Annotated in this window: 14 protein-coding genes; 4 read left to right on the forward strand and 10 right to left on the reverse strand. The window is 62.5% G+C overall.

The features are described from left to right. From ACFP9U_RS04360 to ACFP9U_RS04405, 10 genes are all read right to left on the reverse strand, one after another. Positions 1–711, reverse strand: a complete 711-nt coding sequence (locus ACFP9U_RS04360) for an ABC transporter ATP-binding protein (protein ID WP_378619303.1) — start codon at positions 709–711, stop codon at positions 1–3. A 78-nt stretch (positions 712–789) separates the two neighbouring features. Beyond that, entirely contained in the window at positions 790–2127 is a 1338-nt protein-coding gene (locus ACFP9U_RS04365) for an ABC transporter substrate-binding protein (RefSeq protein WP_378619305.1), read from the reverse strand. 284 nt (positions 2128–2411) lie between these two features. After that, on the reverse strand, positions 2412–3950 hold the full coding sequence (locus tag ACFP9U_RS04370) for a tripartite tricarboxylate transporter permease (protein ID WP_378619306.1): 1539 nt from the start codon (positions 3948–3950) through the stop codon (positions 2412–2414). Then, complete coding sequence (locus tag ACFP9U_RS04375) at positions 3950–4414, reverse strand: tripartite tricarboxylate transporter TctB family protein (RefSeq protein ID WP_378619308.1); 465 nt, start codon at positions 4412–4414, stop codon at positions 3950–3952. The genes ACFP9U_RS04370 and ACFP9U_RS04375 overlap by 1 nt, the downstream gene beginning before the upstream one ends. 135 nt (positions 4415–4549) lie before the next feature. Continuing rightward, positions 4550–5527, reverse strand: a complete 978-nt coding sequence (locus ACFP9U_RS04380; RefSeq protein WP_378619309.1) for a Bug family tripartite tricarboxylate transporter substrate binding protein — start codon at positions 5525–5527, stop codon at positions 4550–4552. A 656-nt stretch (positions 5528–6183) separates the two neighbouring features. Further along, positions 6184–7173, reverse strand: a complete 990-nt coding sequence (locus tag ACFP9U_RS04385) for a sugar-binding transcriptional regulator (protein WP_378619311.1) — start codon at positions 7171–7173, stop codon at positions 6184–6186. Between the two features lie 34 nt (positions 7174–7207). After that, positions 7208–8488: an acetoin dehydrogenase dihydrolipoyllysine-residue acetyltransferase subunit gene (locus ACFP9U_RS04390; protein WP_378619312.1), complete on the reverse strand. Its 1281-nt coding sequence runs from the start codon at positions 8486–8488 to the stop codon at positions 7208–7210. Positions 8489–8505: 17 nt separating this feature from the next. Continuing rightward, on the reverse strand, positions 8506–9516 hold the full coding sequence (locus tag ACFP9U_RS04395) for an alpha-ketoacid dehydrogenase subunit beta (protein WP_378619314.1): 1011 nt from the start codon (positions 9514–9516) through the stop codon (positions 8506–8508). Further along, the gene (locus ACFP9U_RS04400) at positions 9513–10517 is read right to left on the reverse strand and encodes a thiamine pyrophosphate-dependent dehydrogenase E1 component subunit alpha (protein WP_378619315.1); all 1005 of its coding nucleotides are present in this window, start codon (positions 10515–10517) and stop codon (positions 9513–9515) included. Before ACFP9U_RS04400 ends, ACFP9U_RS04395 begins: the two co-directional genes overlap by 4 nt. Then, positions 10510–11844 (reverse strand): NAD(P)H-dependent oxidoreductase, encoded by a 1335-nt coding sequence (locus ACFP9U_RS04405; RefSeq protein ID WP_378619318.1) that lies wholly within the window; start codon positions 11842–11844, stop codon positions 10510–10512. Before ACFP9U_RS04405 ends, ACFP9U_RS04400 begins: the two co-directional genes overlap by 8 nt. Before the next feature lie 246 nt (positions 11845–12090). On the opposite strand from ACFP9U_RS04405, the gene ACFP9U_RS04410 reads away from it, so the two are divergent. Genes ACFP9U_RS04410 through ACFP9U_RS04425 form a run of 4 tightly spaced genes read left to right on the forward strand, consistent with a single transcriptional unit; the run spans position 12091 to position 16496 of the window. Then, complete coding sequence (locus tag ACFP9U_RS04410) at positions 12091–13644, forward strand: ABC transporter substrate-binding protein (RefSeq protein ID WP_378619320.1); 1554 nt, start codon at positions 12091–12093, stop codon at positions 13642–13644. A gap of 9 nt (positions 13645–13653) precedes the next feature. Next, a complete protein-coding gene (locus ACFP9U_RS04415; protein WP_378619322.1) occupies positions 13654–14595 on the forward strand; it encodes a carbohydrate ABC transporter permease in 942 nt (313 codons plus the stop codon). 3 nt (positions 14596–14598) lie between these two features. Next, positions 14599–15441, forward strand: coding sequence for a carbohydrate ABC transporter permease (locus ACFP9U_RS04420; RefSeq protein ID WP_378619324.1), 843 nt, complete (start codon positions 14599–14601; stop codon positions 15439–15441). Between the two features lie 5 nt (positions 15442–15446). After that, positions 15447–16496 carry an ABC transporter ATP-binding protein gene (locus tag ACFP9U_RS04425; protein WP_378619325.1) on the forward strand — a complete coding sequence of 350 codons (1050 nt, stop codon included), beginning with the start codon at positions 15447–15449 and terminating at the stop codon, positions 16494–16496. Positions 16497–16504 lie beyond the last annotated feature (8 nt).

Here is a 16504-nt window from a genome sequence, read left to right on the forward strand (position 1 = left end):
TCAGTGTCCCAGATAGGCGTCAAGGACAGCCGGGTTTTCACGAATCTCGGCGGGTGTGCCACGTGCGATATTGGTACCGGCGGCCAGCACGGTCACCGTATTGCAAAGTTCACTTACATGCGGGATTTCGTGGCTGATGAGCAGGAACGTCTTGCCGCGCTCGTTGAGCCGGCGCACAAGCCGCATGAGAACTTCGATGAGTGCCGGGTTAATGCCGTTGAAAGGCTCGTCCAGGAGGATGAGATCGGGATCCGTCATCATCATGCGCACAAACTCGAGAAGCTTTCGTTGGCCGCCCGATATCTCGATCGCCGGGTTCTCCCTCACCCTGTCGAGCGTCGCCAGTTCAAGCAGTTCATCGGCGCGCCGTACGGCCTCGGCACGGGATATGTGCATGACCACGCTGGGCACCAGCATGTTTTCAAGGACCGTCATTTCGTCGAAGGCGCGCGCGACCTGAAAGGTCCGGCCCACGCCCATACGCGCCACCCGGTATACGGGACGGTTGACGATCTCGCGGTCGCGGAACCGGATGCTGCCCGAATCGGCCCTGTATATTCCACTGACGATGTTGAAGAGCGTCGACTTTCCCGCGCCGTTCGGCCCGATAACGCCCTGTATCTCGCCTTCCTCAACGACAATGTCGATCCCATCGAGCACGACGAGGCCGTCGAATTGTTTTTTCAGCCCGCGAATCTCGAGCAACCCCATTGCCACAAATCCCCTTTGCCGAGATGGCGGGAGGGCGAACCGATGTTCAATTCGCCTCCCGCGCTCGCCGACTGTGCGCTACTGCAGCCAGGGCGGCGCCTGGAATTCGGCCTGGGCATGTTCCAACGGCCAGAGTATCTTCGCCTCGCCGTCCATGAGTTGCACCAGCGGGAAGAAGAAACCTTCCTCGAAGCCGCCCACCTGCACTTCACCGGGGCACAAGGCGCTTTCGCCCGCCTCCTCGGCAAAGTTGATGCGCTGCCACACGCCTTGATGATCGATGGCGCGCGCTTCCTCGACCAATGTATCGAAGTCGAGCGTGCCGGCATTTTGGAGCACTTTGATCGCCGTCATCATGTAGTCGTAGCCTTGCTGGCCGGCCGGGGCGAAGGACGGATCCTCGTCGAACTTCTCGCGATAGCGCTCGACCCATTCCTGCTGATAAGGCGCAATCACGCGCGGTGAATCCATGGTGATGACGTAGTTGGACGCCTCGCCCGTCAATTCGTGCCATTCGCTGAACCACGTCAGGCCGTGACCGATGAGCAATGCGGGCAGTTGCTGCTGATGGAACTGCTTGACGAAGTTCGACGCGCTGACGTTACCGGTGACCGTCATTCCCACTACCGACACGTTCTGCGCCCGGTATTTGGCCAGGAGAGGCGTGAATTCCGTTTCGTCCAGCGGAATGACATCGTAGGGCAGGACGTCAAAACCGACCTTTTCCAGCGAATTCGCCAGCGCCTCGCCCCAGCCGCGGCCATAGTCGGTATCTTCGACGACAACGGCGGCTTTCATGTTTTCAGGCTGCCAAAGCCCTTCGTCCATGAAATGCTGGAGCGGCTCGCCGTAGAGCCCCGCAAAAATGGGCGGCGAGGACCAGCCCTTGAACCAGTGTCTGTAGTTCTCCGGATCCTGATTGATCTTTTCGCAGATGAACTGCGATTCTCCTCCGTGGCCGATATGGACGATGTCCATTCCGATCTCTGCTTCGGAAACGGCCATGGCGACCGAGGAATGCCAGCCCGACACCATGATCTGCACGCCCTGGCGGCTTACCGCGTCACTGACGGCCTTCACCGCCTTTTCGGGGCTCGACTGGCTGTCGACCCAGACGAACTCAATGTCACGCTCCTCGCCGTCAATGGTGACGGGCAGCATGCCGTCCGCGCGCGCGTCTTCCAGCGCCATCCTGGCGCCCTTTTGAATGCCCTCGCCGGTGCGGCTTGCCGGTCCAGTGAAGGGCCCCATTACGCCCACCTTTACCGGCTCGGCGTTCTGCGCCTTGGCGGCCGGCGCCAGTCCTGTCAACGCGCAGGCTGCCAGCGACATTCCGCCCAGGGCGGCGATCATCGTGCGCCGGGTCACCGCAGGTGCGGTGGCGTCCCGGCGGTTCATGCCAAGTTTCCCAGTCATGATTGCTCCTCCCATCCGATCTGCGTCGGTCCAACTGCCGTCCGCCCCAAATCAGGGACCGGGTTCAGCCCCGGTTGTTCTTTGCTTCAACGCTAGCACCGCTTCTTGGAATCTGACAATGTTTTGGAGACCGTCGACCTCGTTTTCGTGCGTCGACTTCGCCCACTCAGACCGCGTGCTGGAGGGATCGGCGCGGCAATGGCCTCGATTGGCAGGTTCGGTCCCAAATGCCCGAGGCGGATGCCTGAGATTATGTGCAGCGCCGCATGGCCAAGGCCCGGTCGCTAGGGCTCGCGTTCGACCGCCGCTTTCCTTTCGATCCCGGCTTCCTTCGATTTCCTGATGGCCATGAAGTAGATGAAGACGGCCGCCAGGATGAGGAAGAACAGGCTGTCGAGGCTTGTCAGGAAGACCATCGGATTTCCGTCGCTGAGCGAGAGCGAGCGGCGCAGATACTGCTCGAGGTCGGGTCCGAGGATGAATCCCAGAAGGAGAGCCACGGTCGGGTAGTTCTGCCGGCGCAGGAAGAAAGCCAGGATGCCGAACAGCAATGCCAGCGCCATCTGGAAGACCGAGAAGGTGGCCACATAGCTGCCGACCAGGGCGACCACCGCGATGCAGGCGTAGAGCAAGCCCTTGGGAATGGACACGATGCGCACGAACCACGGCCCCAGCAGAAAGAGAGTCAGCGGGACAAGGACGAGTGCGCTGACGAAGAGCGAAGCGAACATGGGGGCGATCAGCTCCGTCTGGTTCTCCAGGAGGCGCGGTCCGGGTTGCAGCCCGTTGATGACCAACACCCCCAGCACGATAGCCGTGGTCGGGTCGCCCGGGATGCCGAACATGAGCATGGGCACGAAGGCGCCGCCGCACATGGAATTGTTGGCCGCTTCCGCCGCGGCGATGCCCTCGCGGCTGCCGTTTCCGTATTCCTCGGGTGCGCGCGAACGACGCTTGGCATCGGCATAGGCGACAAACGCCGCCATCGACCCTCCCACACCCGGCAAAATGCCGATGCCGTATCCCAGCAGCGCGCTCTTCAAATAGGTGAAGAGGCCGATCTGACGGATTTGCGCAAAGGATGGCAGGAAATCGCGCCGGCGGATAACGGTGGAGGCAGAAGACGAAAATCGGATATCGCCGTGATTCCGGTGTGCCTGGTAGAGCACCTCGCTGATGGCGAAGGTGCCGATGATGATGGGCATCATGTCGATGCCCTCTACCAGCATCTCGGTGCCGAAATTGAAACGCGGAATAGGCTGCATCACATCGATGCCGACCGTGCCGATCATGACGCCGAACATTGTTGCGACCAGCCCCTTCGCGAGAGCGTCGCGCTGGACAATGACGATCACCACCAGGGCGAACAGGACCAGCGAGAATTTTCCCGGTGTCTGGATCAGCAGCGATGCCTTGGCGGCGAGCGGCATCAGGGCCATGAGAAGGAGTGCGCCGAGACTGCCGCCGACCATCGAGCCGAGGGCGGCATGGCCGAGCGCATTGGCGCCCTCCCCCCTTTTCATCAGCGCGTGCCCCTCGATGGCCGTCATCATGGAGGACGGTGCGCCGGGGATGTTGATCGTCGTCGCGGTGATGCTGCCGGCATACATGCCCGACATGAAGATGGCCGCACACATGACGAGCGCAGGCACCACGTCCATGGAATAGGTGATCGGCAGAAGCAGCGCGATCGCCAGGACGGAGGTCAGGCCGGGGACGGCGCCGAAGAATGTGCCGATCAAAAAGCCGAGCACCATGTATGCCAGGACGTCCGGGCGGGCGAGAACGGCAAAGCCCTGGAAAAGCTCGAGAAAGAAATCCATCAGATGAGATCCAGAAGCGTTGGCAGCCGAACACCGAAGACAAGCGCGAACAGTCCGTAGAAGACGGCCGTCACGGCGATCGCGTAGATGAGACGGCGCAGCGGCCGACCTTCGTGATAGCGGAAGATGTGAAACAGGACACAGACATAAGCGAGGGTCGAAACGCTGTAGCCGAGCGGCTTGAAGAGGGCGATATACGCAGCCGTCGCAACGACGATCGCCGCCGGCCGCCAGAAACCGCCCTTATCGCTTTCCTCGCCGGAAACAAGTTCGTTGCGGATGATGTGAAGAAGCGCGCCATACATGAGCAGGGCGGAAACCAGCGGCAGGAAGCGCGGCCCGACAAGCCCCTCGCTGAATTGCGGCGAGATGCGGAAGGCAGCCGCCACATAGATCGTCGTCAGCACGAGCAGGAACACAGGCACGAAAAGCCGGTTCCTCCAGCGCATTTCTCGCATCGCCATGGGTGCCCTCCGGACATGCTGCGGACTATCGGATCGGCGCATCCCGCCCACTGAAGGCCGGGTCCGGTTGATCCGGTCCGGGCGATGCGCCGAGGCACGACCGCCGGCAGGCCATCCCGGCGGCCGCAAGCGGGTCTACTTCTTGATGACACCTTGTTCGACCAGCATGTCCATCTGGTCGAAAAGGGTCTCACTCGTCTCGTCGGCCCACTGCGTGACCTCATCAGTGCCGAGCCAGTCCGGGGTAACGCCCACGCTGGCGACCCAGCTCTGGAACTCGTTGCTTTCCAGTGCCTCCTTATAGGCTTGTTCGATGGCCTCGATGGCCTCATCGGGCGTGCCTGCGGGTGCTGCAAACACGATGAAGCTGCCGATGCGCAGATCGAGACCCGCTTCCTTGGCCGTGGGCACGGTGTTGAAGGTCGGATTGGTGGTCTCGGAAAACTCCAGGATGCCGCGCACGTCGCCGCTTTCCAGAAGCGGTGCGAAATCACCGAGGCTGGTGGCGACCACATCGACCTCGTCATTGAGGACGGCTTCCTTCTGGGGTGCCGCTCCGCCCGGATAGGCGATGATCTTGAACTCGGTGTCGGTCTCGTCCTGAAGCTGCAGGATCGCCAGGTGCAAGCGCGAACCGATGTTCTGGATGCCGACCTTCACGGAGCCGGGATTTTCCTTCGCTGCGGCGACGAGGTCGTCGAAGGTTTCGTACGGGGTGTCGGAACCGACGATGACGGCATCCGGCTCACTGGTGACGCGGGCGATCAGCTTGAGCTTGTCCAGATCATAGCTCGGCAGCAACCCCTGCCAGGGCACGGTCACCACGCTGTCGTAGGTAAGCGCACCGATCGTGTAGCCGTCCGGGCGCGCATTCATGACCTGGGAGACGCCGGTGGCACTGATGCCGCCTTCGATGTTCTCCACATACATGGAAGTGCCGAGGTTCTTCTCGGCGATCGAGGTGAGCTTGCGCACGATACCGTCCGTGCCGCCACCCGCGCCCCACGGCACGATCACGCGGATGTCTTTCTCCGGATAGTCGGCCAGTGCCGCCGAGGACATGAGCGCACCGATGGCCCCAGCGGCCAGCAGTGACAGAAATTTTCCGTACATCTCTCTCTCCCTGAATTGCAGTTCGCAGTCGTTGCACGCGCCGCAGCCATGCGAACGCGCCTTCAGGTCACCGATCCCTTGCGACGGAGCCGCCAAGACCGCTCCCCTCCTCTCCGCCGAGCCGATAGCTGCGGCGGTATGCAACGGCAGCCGGAAAGGGCCATCCGATCCATTGTGGTAAAATTCATATGATGACTTTGCAGAGCGGTCAAGTTCCCCTGCCGCTTAAAGATACACTCACGCGCCAACGCGGCACGCGCAAGCATCTGAGCAGCCCACCGAAATGGACGCGTGCAACCACACTGCACTCCCAAATCCGCCAGAGATTGCTTTGTTTACGTGGTGGAACGCTCCGTCCCGTCCGAGCGGGCAGCGGGAGTCGCTCGCCGAGTCTCAAGCCATGTCAGTGGGGAAAAAGTGATACTATGCTTTTGATGAATTGTATGATGAGTTAGCCCCGAGCCTGTATGGTTCTTGTACCCCAGGGAACGGCACAGGCTACGAGAATCAATTGTACTGGCCGATGAGAAAGCCGGCTAACCGCCCTTCCCGGGAGGGTTCTTTCAAGCCGGATCGTCTGAAGGTCGGCACGCCCGAACTCGCGGTCGGCGGCGTCCGGACAAACGCGGCACCGCAGGTGGGCACTCGCGGAATGCTCAGCGGGTCTCGTCCAGCAGGCGCAGGGCGGTCATCTCGTCGGTGACCAAGACGCTCGGCCGCAGTGACTTCAGCGTCGCGCGCATGATCCCTGTTTTCTCGACGCCTCCGGAAATCAGAACCTTGTTTGCAACCCGTGCGAGCCTATCGACGGAAATGGAAATGGACCGCTCGTTGACGGGATGGTCCACGGGCCGGCCGTCCTTGTCGAGAAAGTTGTAGAGGATGTCTCCGACGGCTCCCGCCTTGATCAGCGACTGCCTTTCCGCCTCCGAGACATGTCCCAACCGGTAGGATGTGGTCAGGGTGGAGATTCCGCCGCAGGACAAGAGCGCGACGTCGCATGTCTCCGCCATCTGCATGATCTGCTCCAGACCGCAATGTTCGAGCAGGGCATGCTTGGTCTGCGCCGAATCGACGATGGCCGGGGCCGGAATCAGAAATCCCTCGGCGTCGAACAGTTCGGCGAACTGCCATGCGAACTCGGCCGGGTTGAAACGGCGGGCCTGGGCGATGCCGCCAAGAAGCGAGATGACCCGGACACCTCTGAGCGCGCGTCCTTCCACGAAGGGAAGCATGGTGTGCAGCGTTCGCCCCCAGCCGACCCCGATCGTCATGTTGTGAATCATCAGCCCGGACACATAGCCTCCGGCCGCCAGGGCGATCACGCGTGTGGGATCGCCCTCCGGGTCGTCGAAGGGAGCGACGATCGCCTTGGACAGACCGAACCTATCCTCGAGACCCTGCTGGAGCTCCACCAGCGACGCCAAGTCGGACTTGATGCGGATGATCACCTCGCCGCGCTTGCGGGCCTCGGAGAGGAGCCGGGTGATCAGGATGCGGTTCACGCCAAGCTTCTTGGCGATTTCCGACTGGGTCACGCCCTCCACGAAATAGAGCCAGGCCGCCCGGATCCGCATCTGATTGTGCGGATCCGTTGCCGCGCGTTCTCGCGTGCCGTTCGTTACAGCGGCTTGGTCTTCTGGCATTTGTCGCTTCCTGACGATCCGATTTTCCACCAGATCACCATAGTTGCGTGCGCAGTAAGTTACCAACCTCGTCCACCGCTTCGAATTGAGGCATGTGGCCCAGGTCGTCGAAGAGATGCAGTGCCACACGCCCCGGCGCATGCAACGCATGACGCCACGGAATGATCTGATCCTGCCTGCCCCAGAGGATTCGCGTAGGTATCTCGACACGCTTGAGCGCGGCTTTCAGGTCGAAGGCCTGGACGCCGTCGGGGAAAAGCACATCGCACATGGCCGCCTGAGCCGCGCGCAGTTCGGCATCTTTCCGGGCAGCCATGGCGGCACGAACATAGGCATCGGTGATTTGTTCTTCCCTTGCGACCAGCGTTTTCAGCCAGGGGCCGAGGCTTTCGGGCCGGGATGCCCTGCAGATTCCGGACAAGGCCGCGTCGTTGATCTCCGGCCCCAGTCCACCGGGCGCAATGAGGGTCAGGGAAGCGACGGACCTCGGCCGCGTATCGGCAAGGGCAAGGGCGACCGCCCCGCCCAGGCTGTGTCCGACAAGATGCGCCTTGTCCAGGCCGAGCGCATCGAAGGCATGGCGCAGCTCGGACACGAGTGCCGCGAAATCGGCGATCCGGCGCTTGGGCGACTTGCCGTGATTGGGCAGATCGAACCGGATGACCGGACGGTGATGGAGATGCGCTTCCAACGGCGCCCAGGATGCCGCATCGCTCGCAAAGCCGTGGAGGAGAACCACAGGCGTACCCTCGCCGCCCTTCGATCGGGTGACGGCGAGCGCACCCGCTTCGGGCGTGAAACGGGCCGGCCCGGCGCCGGGTCTTGCACTGTCCAGGAATGCACGCACATCCTCGGCCTGTATACGGCCGCGGACGCCAGTGCCGGCGATGCCGTCGAGCTCCACCCCGGACTTTCGTGCCAAGGAACGGGCCAGGGGCGTGGCGCGAATGCCATGGCCCGGTTGCTGCGCAGGCGCAGCATGGGTGGCCTCCGGTTCAGGGGCTGGCCACGCTCTCGGCGCGAGTTCCGGTTCTTCCACCGATGCGGGATCGGGTGCATCGGACAGGGCGCCCGCAGGCGGAGCATCCACCTCTTCTCCTTCGGCATAGAGCCACGCAACGGGCTGACCGATCGGAACTTCCGTACCTTCTGCCACGGGATGATGGAGGAAACCGCCATAGGGCGCTTCCACCTCCATCGCGGCCTTGTCGGTTTCGATGTCGAAAAGCGGATCGCCCTTCTCGACCTTCTGGCCGGGAGCGACATGCCAGGACATTACCTTGCCGGCCGCCATGTCCATGTCGACCTTTGGCATGATGACCTCGACCGGCATCAGACGCGGCCCTTCACCAGGTTGCGGGCCGCATCGACAATGTCCGGCACCTGCGGCACGACCGCCTTTTCAAGTTCCGGGTTGTAGGGAATCGGGCAGTCCGCTCCGCCCAACCGAAGGATCGGCGCATCGAGGAAATCGAACGCGTCGCTTTCGGCGACCATTGCCGAGATTTCCGCCCCCACGCCGAGCGTCTTGACGCCCTCGTAGACGCACATCAGCCGCCCGGTCTTGCGAACGGAGGCGAGAACGGTTTCCCGGTCCATGGGACGGACGGTGCGCAGATCGATCACCTCAGCTTCGATGTCCTCGCCAGCCAGCGTTTCCGCCGCATTCAAGGCCTTGTGCGCCATCAGCGAGGTCGCCACGATGGTCAGGTTTTCTCCAGCGCGCCGGACCGCCGCCTTGCCGATCGGGGTGGTGTAGTATCCCTCAGGCACATGGCCCTTCATCTTATAGAGGACCTTGTGCTCGAAGAGCATGACCGGGTCGGAATCTTCGAGAGCGGCAAGCAGCATGCCCTTCACATCTTCCGGTGTCGAAGGTTGGAGCACCTTGAGCCCGGGCACGTGGCCAAGCCAGGCTTCCAAGCTTTGCGAGTGCTGCGCCGCCGCCCCGGTGCCGGAGCCGGCGGGAAAGCGCATCACCAAGGGAATGGATACCGCACCACCCAGCATGTAGCGCAGCTTGGCGGCCTGGTTGACGATCTGCTCCATCGCCAACGCAGCGAAATCGGAGAATTGAAACTCGAAAATCGGCCGTAGTCCCGTCAGCGCCGCGCCCACAGCCACTCCGGCACCGCCCAGCTCCGAAATCGGCGTGTCCATGACGCGGTCGGTTCCATATTTGTGGACCAGATCCCCCGTCACCTGGAAAGCGCCGCCATAGACACCAATGTCCTCGCCCATCAGGACGACCCTCGGATCACGTTCGAGCGCGATGTCCATCGCCTCCCGGATGGCCTCCGCATAGGACAATTCGCGCACTTCGGGCGTGTCCTGGACGTTCATGCCACAGGCTCTTCGGTATAGACGTAACGGGCGGCTTCCTCGACCTTCGGCGCCGGGCTCGCGTTGGCGAATTCGATGGCTTGCTTGATGGCGTCTTCGGCTTCGGCCTCGAGCGCCTCGACCTCCTCCACCGTCACGATCTTGTTGGAAATCAGCAGTTCGGCCATGCGCGGGATTGGATCGCGCTCGGTCCATGCGGCGATCTCTTCCTTGGTGCGATAGCGGTTCCGATCGGACTTGGAGTGACCGCGCCAGCGGTAGGTCATGTTCTCCACGAGGCTCGGTCCGTCGCCGGAACGCGCCCGGGTGACCGCGGCATCCACCGCCTCGGCCACTGCCGAAAAGTCATTGCCGTCCACCGTCACGCCGGGCATCGAATAGGCCACGGCGCGTTCGGCAATGTTCTTCACCGCAGTCGAGCGCTCGGTGGAGGTGGACATTCCGTATTTGTTGTTTTCACACACGAAGACCACCGGCAGCTTCCAGATGGCGGCCATGTTCAGGGCCTCGTGGAAGGCGCCCTCGTTGTTGGCGCCGTCGCCGAAGAAGCAGACGGTGACCGCCCCGGTGCCGAGCCGTTTGGCCGAAAGGGCCGCGCCGACGGCGATCGGCAGCCCGCCGCCGACGATCCCGTTGGCGCCGAGATTGCCCTTCTCGACATCGGCGATGTGCATCGAGCCGCCGCGCCCCCGGCAGTAGCCGGTTTCCCTGCCGAAGAACTCGGCGAACATCCGGCCGAGATCGGCGTTCTTGGCGATGCAGTGGCCGTGCCCACGGTGGGTGGACGTGATCTTGTCCTCGTCCGTCAGCGACATGCAGGAGCCGACGGCCGAAGCTTCCTGGCCGATGGACAGATGCATGGTGCCGTGAATGAGGCCGCGCATGTAACTGTCTTCGGCTCCCTCCTCGAATTTACGGATCAGATACATCTTCCGCAGCGCTTCCTTGAGCGCTTCCGGACTGTATGCACGGATCGCGTAGGAAACGTTGCTGTCAGGCATAGGTGGGCTCTTTTCCATGCAGCATTTCGTCCTGGCGGCGGCGCAGCTCGACGATGTGCGCGTTTTCCGGGAGCGCGGCGTTCTCGCTGGTAATGAGTTCGCCCTTGCGGATCGCCCGAGTCACCTTGGCACCGGCCAGCAATCCCGCCGGCAGGGCCCCGGCGGAGCGGGCGCGCGATACTTCCATCGCCCAGGCGCGGTAGGTGTATTCGCCCATCTGGTCGAGCGTTTCTCCCGGCCTCAGATCGCGCTTGGCGACCGCGCAGACCTCGGCCACGGGGCGGTCCAGCGGGATCATGTCGGCCTTGCCGTAAAGCACCGCGCGGGCGCATGTCAGCGGCACCTCGAGCGAGGTCAGGTGGTAGGGGCGAATGAAGGTGAAGTAGGGTCCGTTGCCCATCTTCAGATCCTTCATCCGTTCCCAGACGCGGGGATGTTCAGCCTCGGCCACGACAAATACGCCGGGCGCCAGACCCTTGCCGACCGAATAGTCGACCCGGCCGATGTCGGAGAGCACACCGCCGTCCCTTTCAGGAACGAGCGTGCCGGCGATCTCGCTCGGGCCTGCCGCAGGGCCGTGCATGCCGTCGCAATCCGGGATGAGGCCGGTGGCGTTGGCGATGGCGGACATCTCGACCATGGTCTTGGAGCCGTCCACGAACTCCACCAGCATGCGGGCGTTCATGTTGCGCTCTTTCGCCTCGGCGGCATATTCGTCCGGGGTGGCGTCGATGTTCAGCGGGTTGTTCTTGCCCTTTCCCGCGCAGACTATCCTGTGGCCCATGGCCGAAACGAACTCGATCAGTTCCATGCAGGACGAAGGCTCGTCCCCTGCCCCGAGGCTGTAGACCACGCCCATGCGGTCGGCTTCGCGCCGCAGATAGGCGCCGATGGTGACGTCGGCCTCGACGTTCATCATGACGAGGTGTTTCCCACGCTCCATCGCCCGCAAGCCGATCTCGGCGCCGACGGCGGGAACGCCGGTGGCATCGACGATGACGTCGATCAGCCCCGATTCCAGGATCGCATCGGCGTTGTCGGTAACGGCGACCTTGCCGCTCTCGATCACCGCGTTCAGCGCGTCCGGCGTGGCTGCATCGCTGCTGTGGCCGGCATCCTGCCTGGCGATCGCCACAGCCTTGTGCGCGGCGGCGGGGTCGATTTCCGAGATGGCGGCCACCTCGACGCCATCCATCATCGTCGCCCGGGTGACGATGTCGGTTCCCATTTCGCCCGATCCGATAAGTCCGATGCGGACGGGCCGTCCCGCCTCGGCGCGTGCGGCGAGATCCTTTGCAAGACCGGTCAAGGCGATGTTTGATGCCATTCTTTTTGAAGCCCTTCCGTACATCACTGTGGCCGCAGGATCGTGAACGTTAGTAATTTTGTCAATGCAATTGTTCTTGATACACGGAGATTCCCGGTTGACGATGGGTTCGATATGAACAATGGTGATATCGAACATTCATATGTTCTCCTCAGCCGCAAGAACCGGCTCAAAACACTTTGTGTAAGGTCGGCCTTGAGGGAGAGTGGTTGAGGCTACGGCAACTAATCGAGGGAGGAGGAAACAATGAGAATCTCTGGAAAGCTCTCGCGGCGCTCTCTTCTGAAGGGTGGCTCGGTCCTGGGTCTTTCAGCCATCGGGGCAAGCTGGGGCGGCAGGCTTCTGGCGGCCTCGCAACTGCCCGATCCGCAAAGCGTCCTCGACGACATCTCGATCTCGAAATACGTGCGCGCCGACTACCGTGATCTCTACGGCATGTCCGACGACAAGCCGATCTGGGACAACAGCACGGACTGGATCCGCACGGCGGACTGGGAGGCGGTTCGCAGCCAACTTTCCGGCACGACCGTCCGCTTCGCCATCGGCGCGGCGGATCAGGAATCGGCCGCCGAAGGCCTCGCCCCGTTCGAAGCCCTGTCGGGGATCAAGGTCGAGCTTGTTCCGATTCCGGACGACAGCTTTTACGACAAGGCGATCGCCGAATTCATCTCGGGCAACGCCTCCTTCGATGCTCTTCAGTTCTTTTCGCCCTGGCTGGGAGACTTCGCCGCGCCGGGCTTCCTCGCCCCGCTCGACGATTATGCCGCCAAGTGGAAACTGCCGCTCGACGACTTCTACGACACCTACCGGCTGAACTACGGCTACTTCAACGGCCAGATGTACGGCATCCCGTTCGATTGCGACATCCAGATGGTCCACTTGCGCAAGTCGCTGGTGGAAGAGGTCCTCGGCGGGCCGATCGACAAGTGGAACTCGGTCCCCAGCTACGACGAGCTGATCCGCCTTTCCGCCGAACTCAACGGCAAGAAGGCCGGTGTCGCCGGGGTCGGCCTTTTGGGCGCGCGCGGTTTCTGGTCCACCTACACCTGGGAGCACATCGCCGCCCAGGCCGGCATGGTGCTGTTCGACGAAAACTGGGAACCGGTTTTCAACGGCGATGCGGGCATGAAGGGCATGGAGACCCTGCTCGCGCTTTCCAAGAACGCCATCGAAGGCTTTGCCGGTGCAGGCTGGGGCGAGAACCGTGCGGCGTGGCTCGGCGGACAGGTGGCCACCAACATCAGCTGGCAGGATTCCGGCACGCAGGCCATGCGTCCGGACCAGTCGCAGATCGTCGACGACTTCGTCACCATCTACGAGCCGCGCATCGACGGTGGCCGTTTCGCACCGCCAAACATCGCCGGCTCGACGTCATGTGTGGCGGCCAACAGCCAGAACCCCGAAGGCGCCTTCCTCATGCTCGCCTTCCTCACCACATCGTCGATCATGGCCATGAACGAGGCCAACGCCAACGGCGTGGCGCCGGGGTACAAGTCCGTATTGAACAATCCGAACCTGCAGGAGGTCTCGCAACCGGCGGAAGTCTGGGCCAAGTCGCTCGAATATGCCTGGTGCGCGCCGCGCCTGCCCGGGATGTTCGAGATGGAGCAGGCCATCGGCAACGAGATCAACCGCGCGCTGGTCGGTCAGATCACGGGCAAGGAAGCGCTTGAGAATGCAACCGCGACCGTTCGAAACATCATGGATCGCAACGGCTTTTACGGCGGCCAGCCACCCGTCGACTATGCCGCGGTCGCGCCGGGCCTCTGGATCGGTGAGGGCAAGGCCCTCCCATTCTAGGGACGCACAATGATCGACACGACACTCGATGGCTCCGGGGCGGCATCCGCTGCCCCGGCACGGGCCGGCTTCCGTTTCAGACGCCGCAGCAGGGCTCTCAAGAAGGCCTTCCCCTACCTTCTCGTCGCCCCCGCGGTCTGTTTTCTGTTGATGATTACGCTCTATCCGGGCGCCTACGCGATTTACCAGTCCCTGTTCTATGTGAAATTCAACACTTGGCAGTTCGTCGGCCTCGACAACTATCGTGATCTGTTTGCCGACCGGGAATTCTGGGCCGCCTTGTGGAACACCTTGGTGATCGGCGGCACCGCACTGATCCTTGAATGTGCACTGGCGCTCCTGATCGCGTACTATGCCTACCGGGACCCCTGGGTGAAGGGCTGGAGGATCATCTTCCTCGTCCCGATGCTGTTCATGCCCTCCGCCGTCGCCTTCATCTGGAAGCTGGCCTTCATGGACGGGCGGGTGATTTCCGATCTGCTCATGCGGATCGGGCTGATCGAGTCCAACATCGGCTGGACCTCCTCCGTCTGGCTGTCGCGCCTGACACTCATCGTCGCCGACGTCTGGCAGTGGACGCCGTTCCTGTTCATCATCTTCGTCGCCGCCCTCCAGGGGCAGGACGAGGAAATCGAAGAGGCCGCCCGCCTGGACGGTGCAAGCTGGCCCGCCATCTTCTGGAACATCAGCCTGCCGATGATGCGGCCCGTGATCGCGGTGGCGGTCGTCCTGCGCGGGATCGACATCACCACGATGTTCGCCAACGTCTTCATCATGACGCGGGGCACGCCCGGCGGCAGCACCGAGACGATCAGCTATTTTATCTACCGGATCGGCTTCAAGACCTTCAATTTCGGCTACGCGTCGGCGGCCTCGTTCGTCATGCTCGTCATCACGCTCGTCGCCGCGCAATTCGTGGTCAAACGCGCCTTTCGTTCGGGGAGAGACTGAGACATGGCCTCGCAACGCCGCTCCAAGGGCGAAAGCCTTTTCCTGCGCTACTTCGTCCTCGGCGCGTGGGCGCTGTTCTGTCTGGTTCCCGTCTTGTGGTTTCTGTCCATCGGCCTGCGACCGCGCACCGAGATCATCACCCCGCAACCCATTTACATGCCCACCTTCAGCCTCGATGCATGGCACATGATCTGGAAAGACTGGCCGATGGGCTATTATCTGCGTAATTCGGTCCTGGCGATCCTCGGCTCCGTGGCAATTGACCTGGTTCTGGCGATTCCCGCCGCCTATTCCCTCGCCCGCTACAGGTACAGAGGCCGCGAGGACATCGGCTTCTATATTCTTTCGACACGGATGATGGCCCCCGCCATCGTGGCCATCCCGATCTTCTTCCTGTTCAAGTCGATGAACCTCCTGGACACCGTCTGGGCGCTGATGCTGATCTATGCCGCGATCAACCTGTCGGTCGTCACCTGGATCATCCGCTCCTACATGCTCGACATCCCCAAGGAGCTGGAAGATGCCGCACGGACCGACGGCGCCTCGGACCTGCGCATCCTTTGGGAGATCATCATTCCTGCCATCCTGCCCGGTATCATCACCGCCGGCGTGATCGGGGGGATCTTCGCCATCAACGAATTCCTCTTCACGCTTCTCATCGCCTCGACCAAGAGCGCCTACACGATGTCGGTGGCACTGGCGAATTTCACCGGCGGCTCGGACGGGGTGATCTACAACGCAATCGCACTCGTTGCCTTCATCGCCTTCGTGCCGGTCTTTTTGGTGGTCGTGGCCATCCAGAAGCACCTGTCGCGCGGTCTGACGATGGGCGCGGTGAAAGGATAACCAAGATGGCGCACATTCAGCTCTCCGGCATTCAAAAGAGATGGGGCTCGGTCTGGGGGGTACGCGATGTCGACATCGACATTGCGGATCAGGAGTTCGTTGTTTTCCTCGGGCCGTCGGGTTGCGGCAAGACGACGACGATGCGGATGATCGCCGGCCTCGAGGAACCGTCCGACGGGGCGATCCGCATGAACGGCGAAGTGATGAACGACGTGGACGCCCGCGACCGCGACGTAGCAATGGTCTTTCAGGGCTATGCGCTCTACCCCAACATGTCGATCTACAACAATATCCGCTTCCCGCTCAGGATGCGCGGCGTACCCAAAGCCGAGCACGATGTCCTCGTGCGTCGCGCGGCCGGCCTCGTCGAACTGACCGACTACCTGGATCGCAAGCCCAGCGCGTTGTCGGGCGGTCAGCGTCAGCGGGCCGCCCTTGCGCGCGCCATCGTCCGGCAACCGCAGGTGTTCCTGATGGACGAACCCCTGTCGAATCTCGATGCCAAGCTGCGCCAGGCGATGCGCGTCCAGATCAAGCACATCCAGCGCCAGCTCAAGATCACCACCGTCTACGTGACCCACGATCAGATCGAGGCGATGACGCTGGCCGACCGCATCGTGATCATGCAATCGGGCATGATCCAGCAGGTCGGGACGCCGGACGAAATCTACAACGAGCCGGCCAATACGTTCGTTGCCGGCTTCATCGGCTCTCCGCCCATGAACCTGATCGAAGGCACTCTTGAGAACGGCGTCTATACCGCGCCGGGCATCAGGGTGGCGGGCCTGAGCCAGAGGCATCACGGCCGCGTCATCCTGGGGATCCGGCCCGAGGACTGCAGTGCCGGCGGTGACGGGGCACAGCTGACGGGCACGGTCTACGGCGTCGAGCCGACCGGTGACGTCACCTATCTTACGGTGAAGGCCGGCGAGAAACTGATCGAGGTCAAGGCGGGTCGCGACTATCGTGCCCAACTCGACGCCGAAGCGCGCGTGACGTTCGATTCCGGACGCATCTACCTTTTTGATACCGAGACCGGCCAGCGCCTTCGCTGAGGGAGGAG

It is taken from the genome of Nitratireductor sp. GCM10026969 (assembly GCF_042660605.1).
Lineage (GTDB): Bacteria > Pseudomonadota > Alphaproteobacteria > Rhizobiales > Rhizobiaceae > Chelativorans.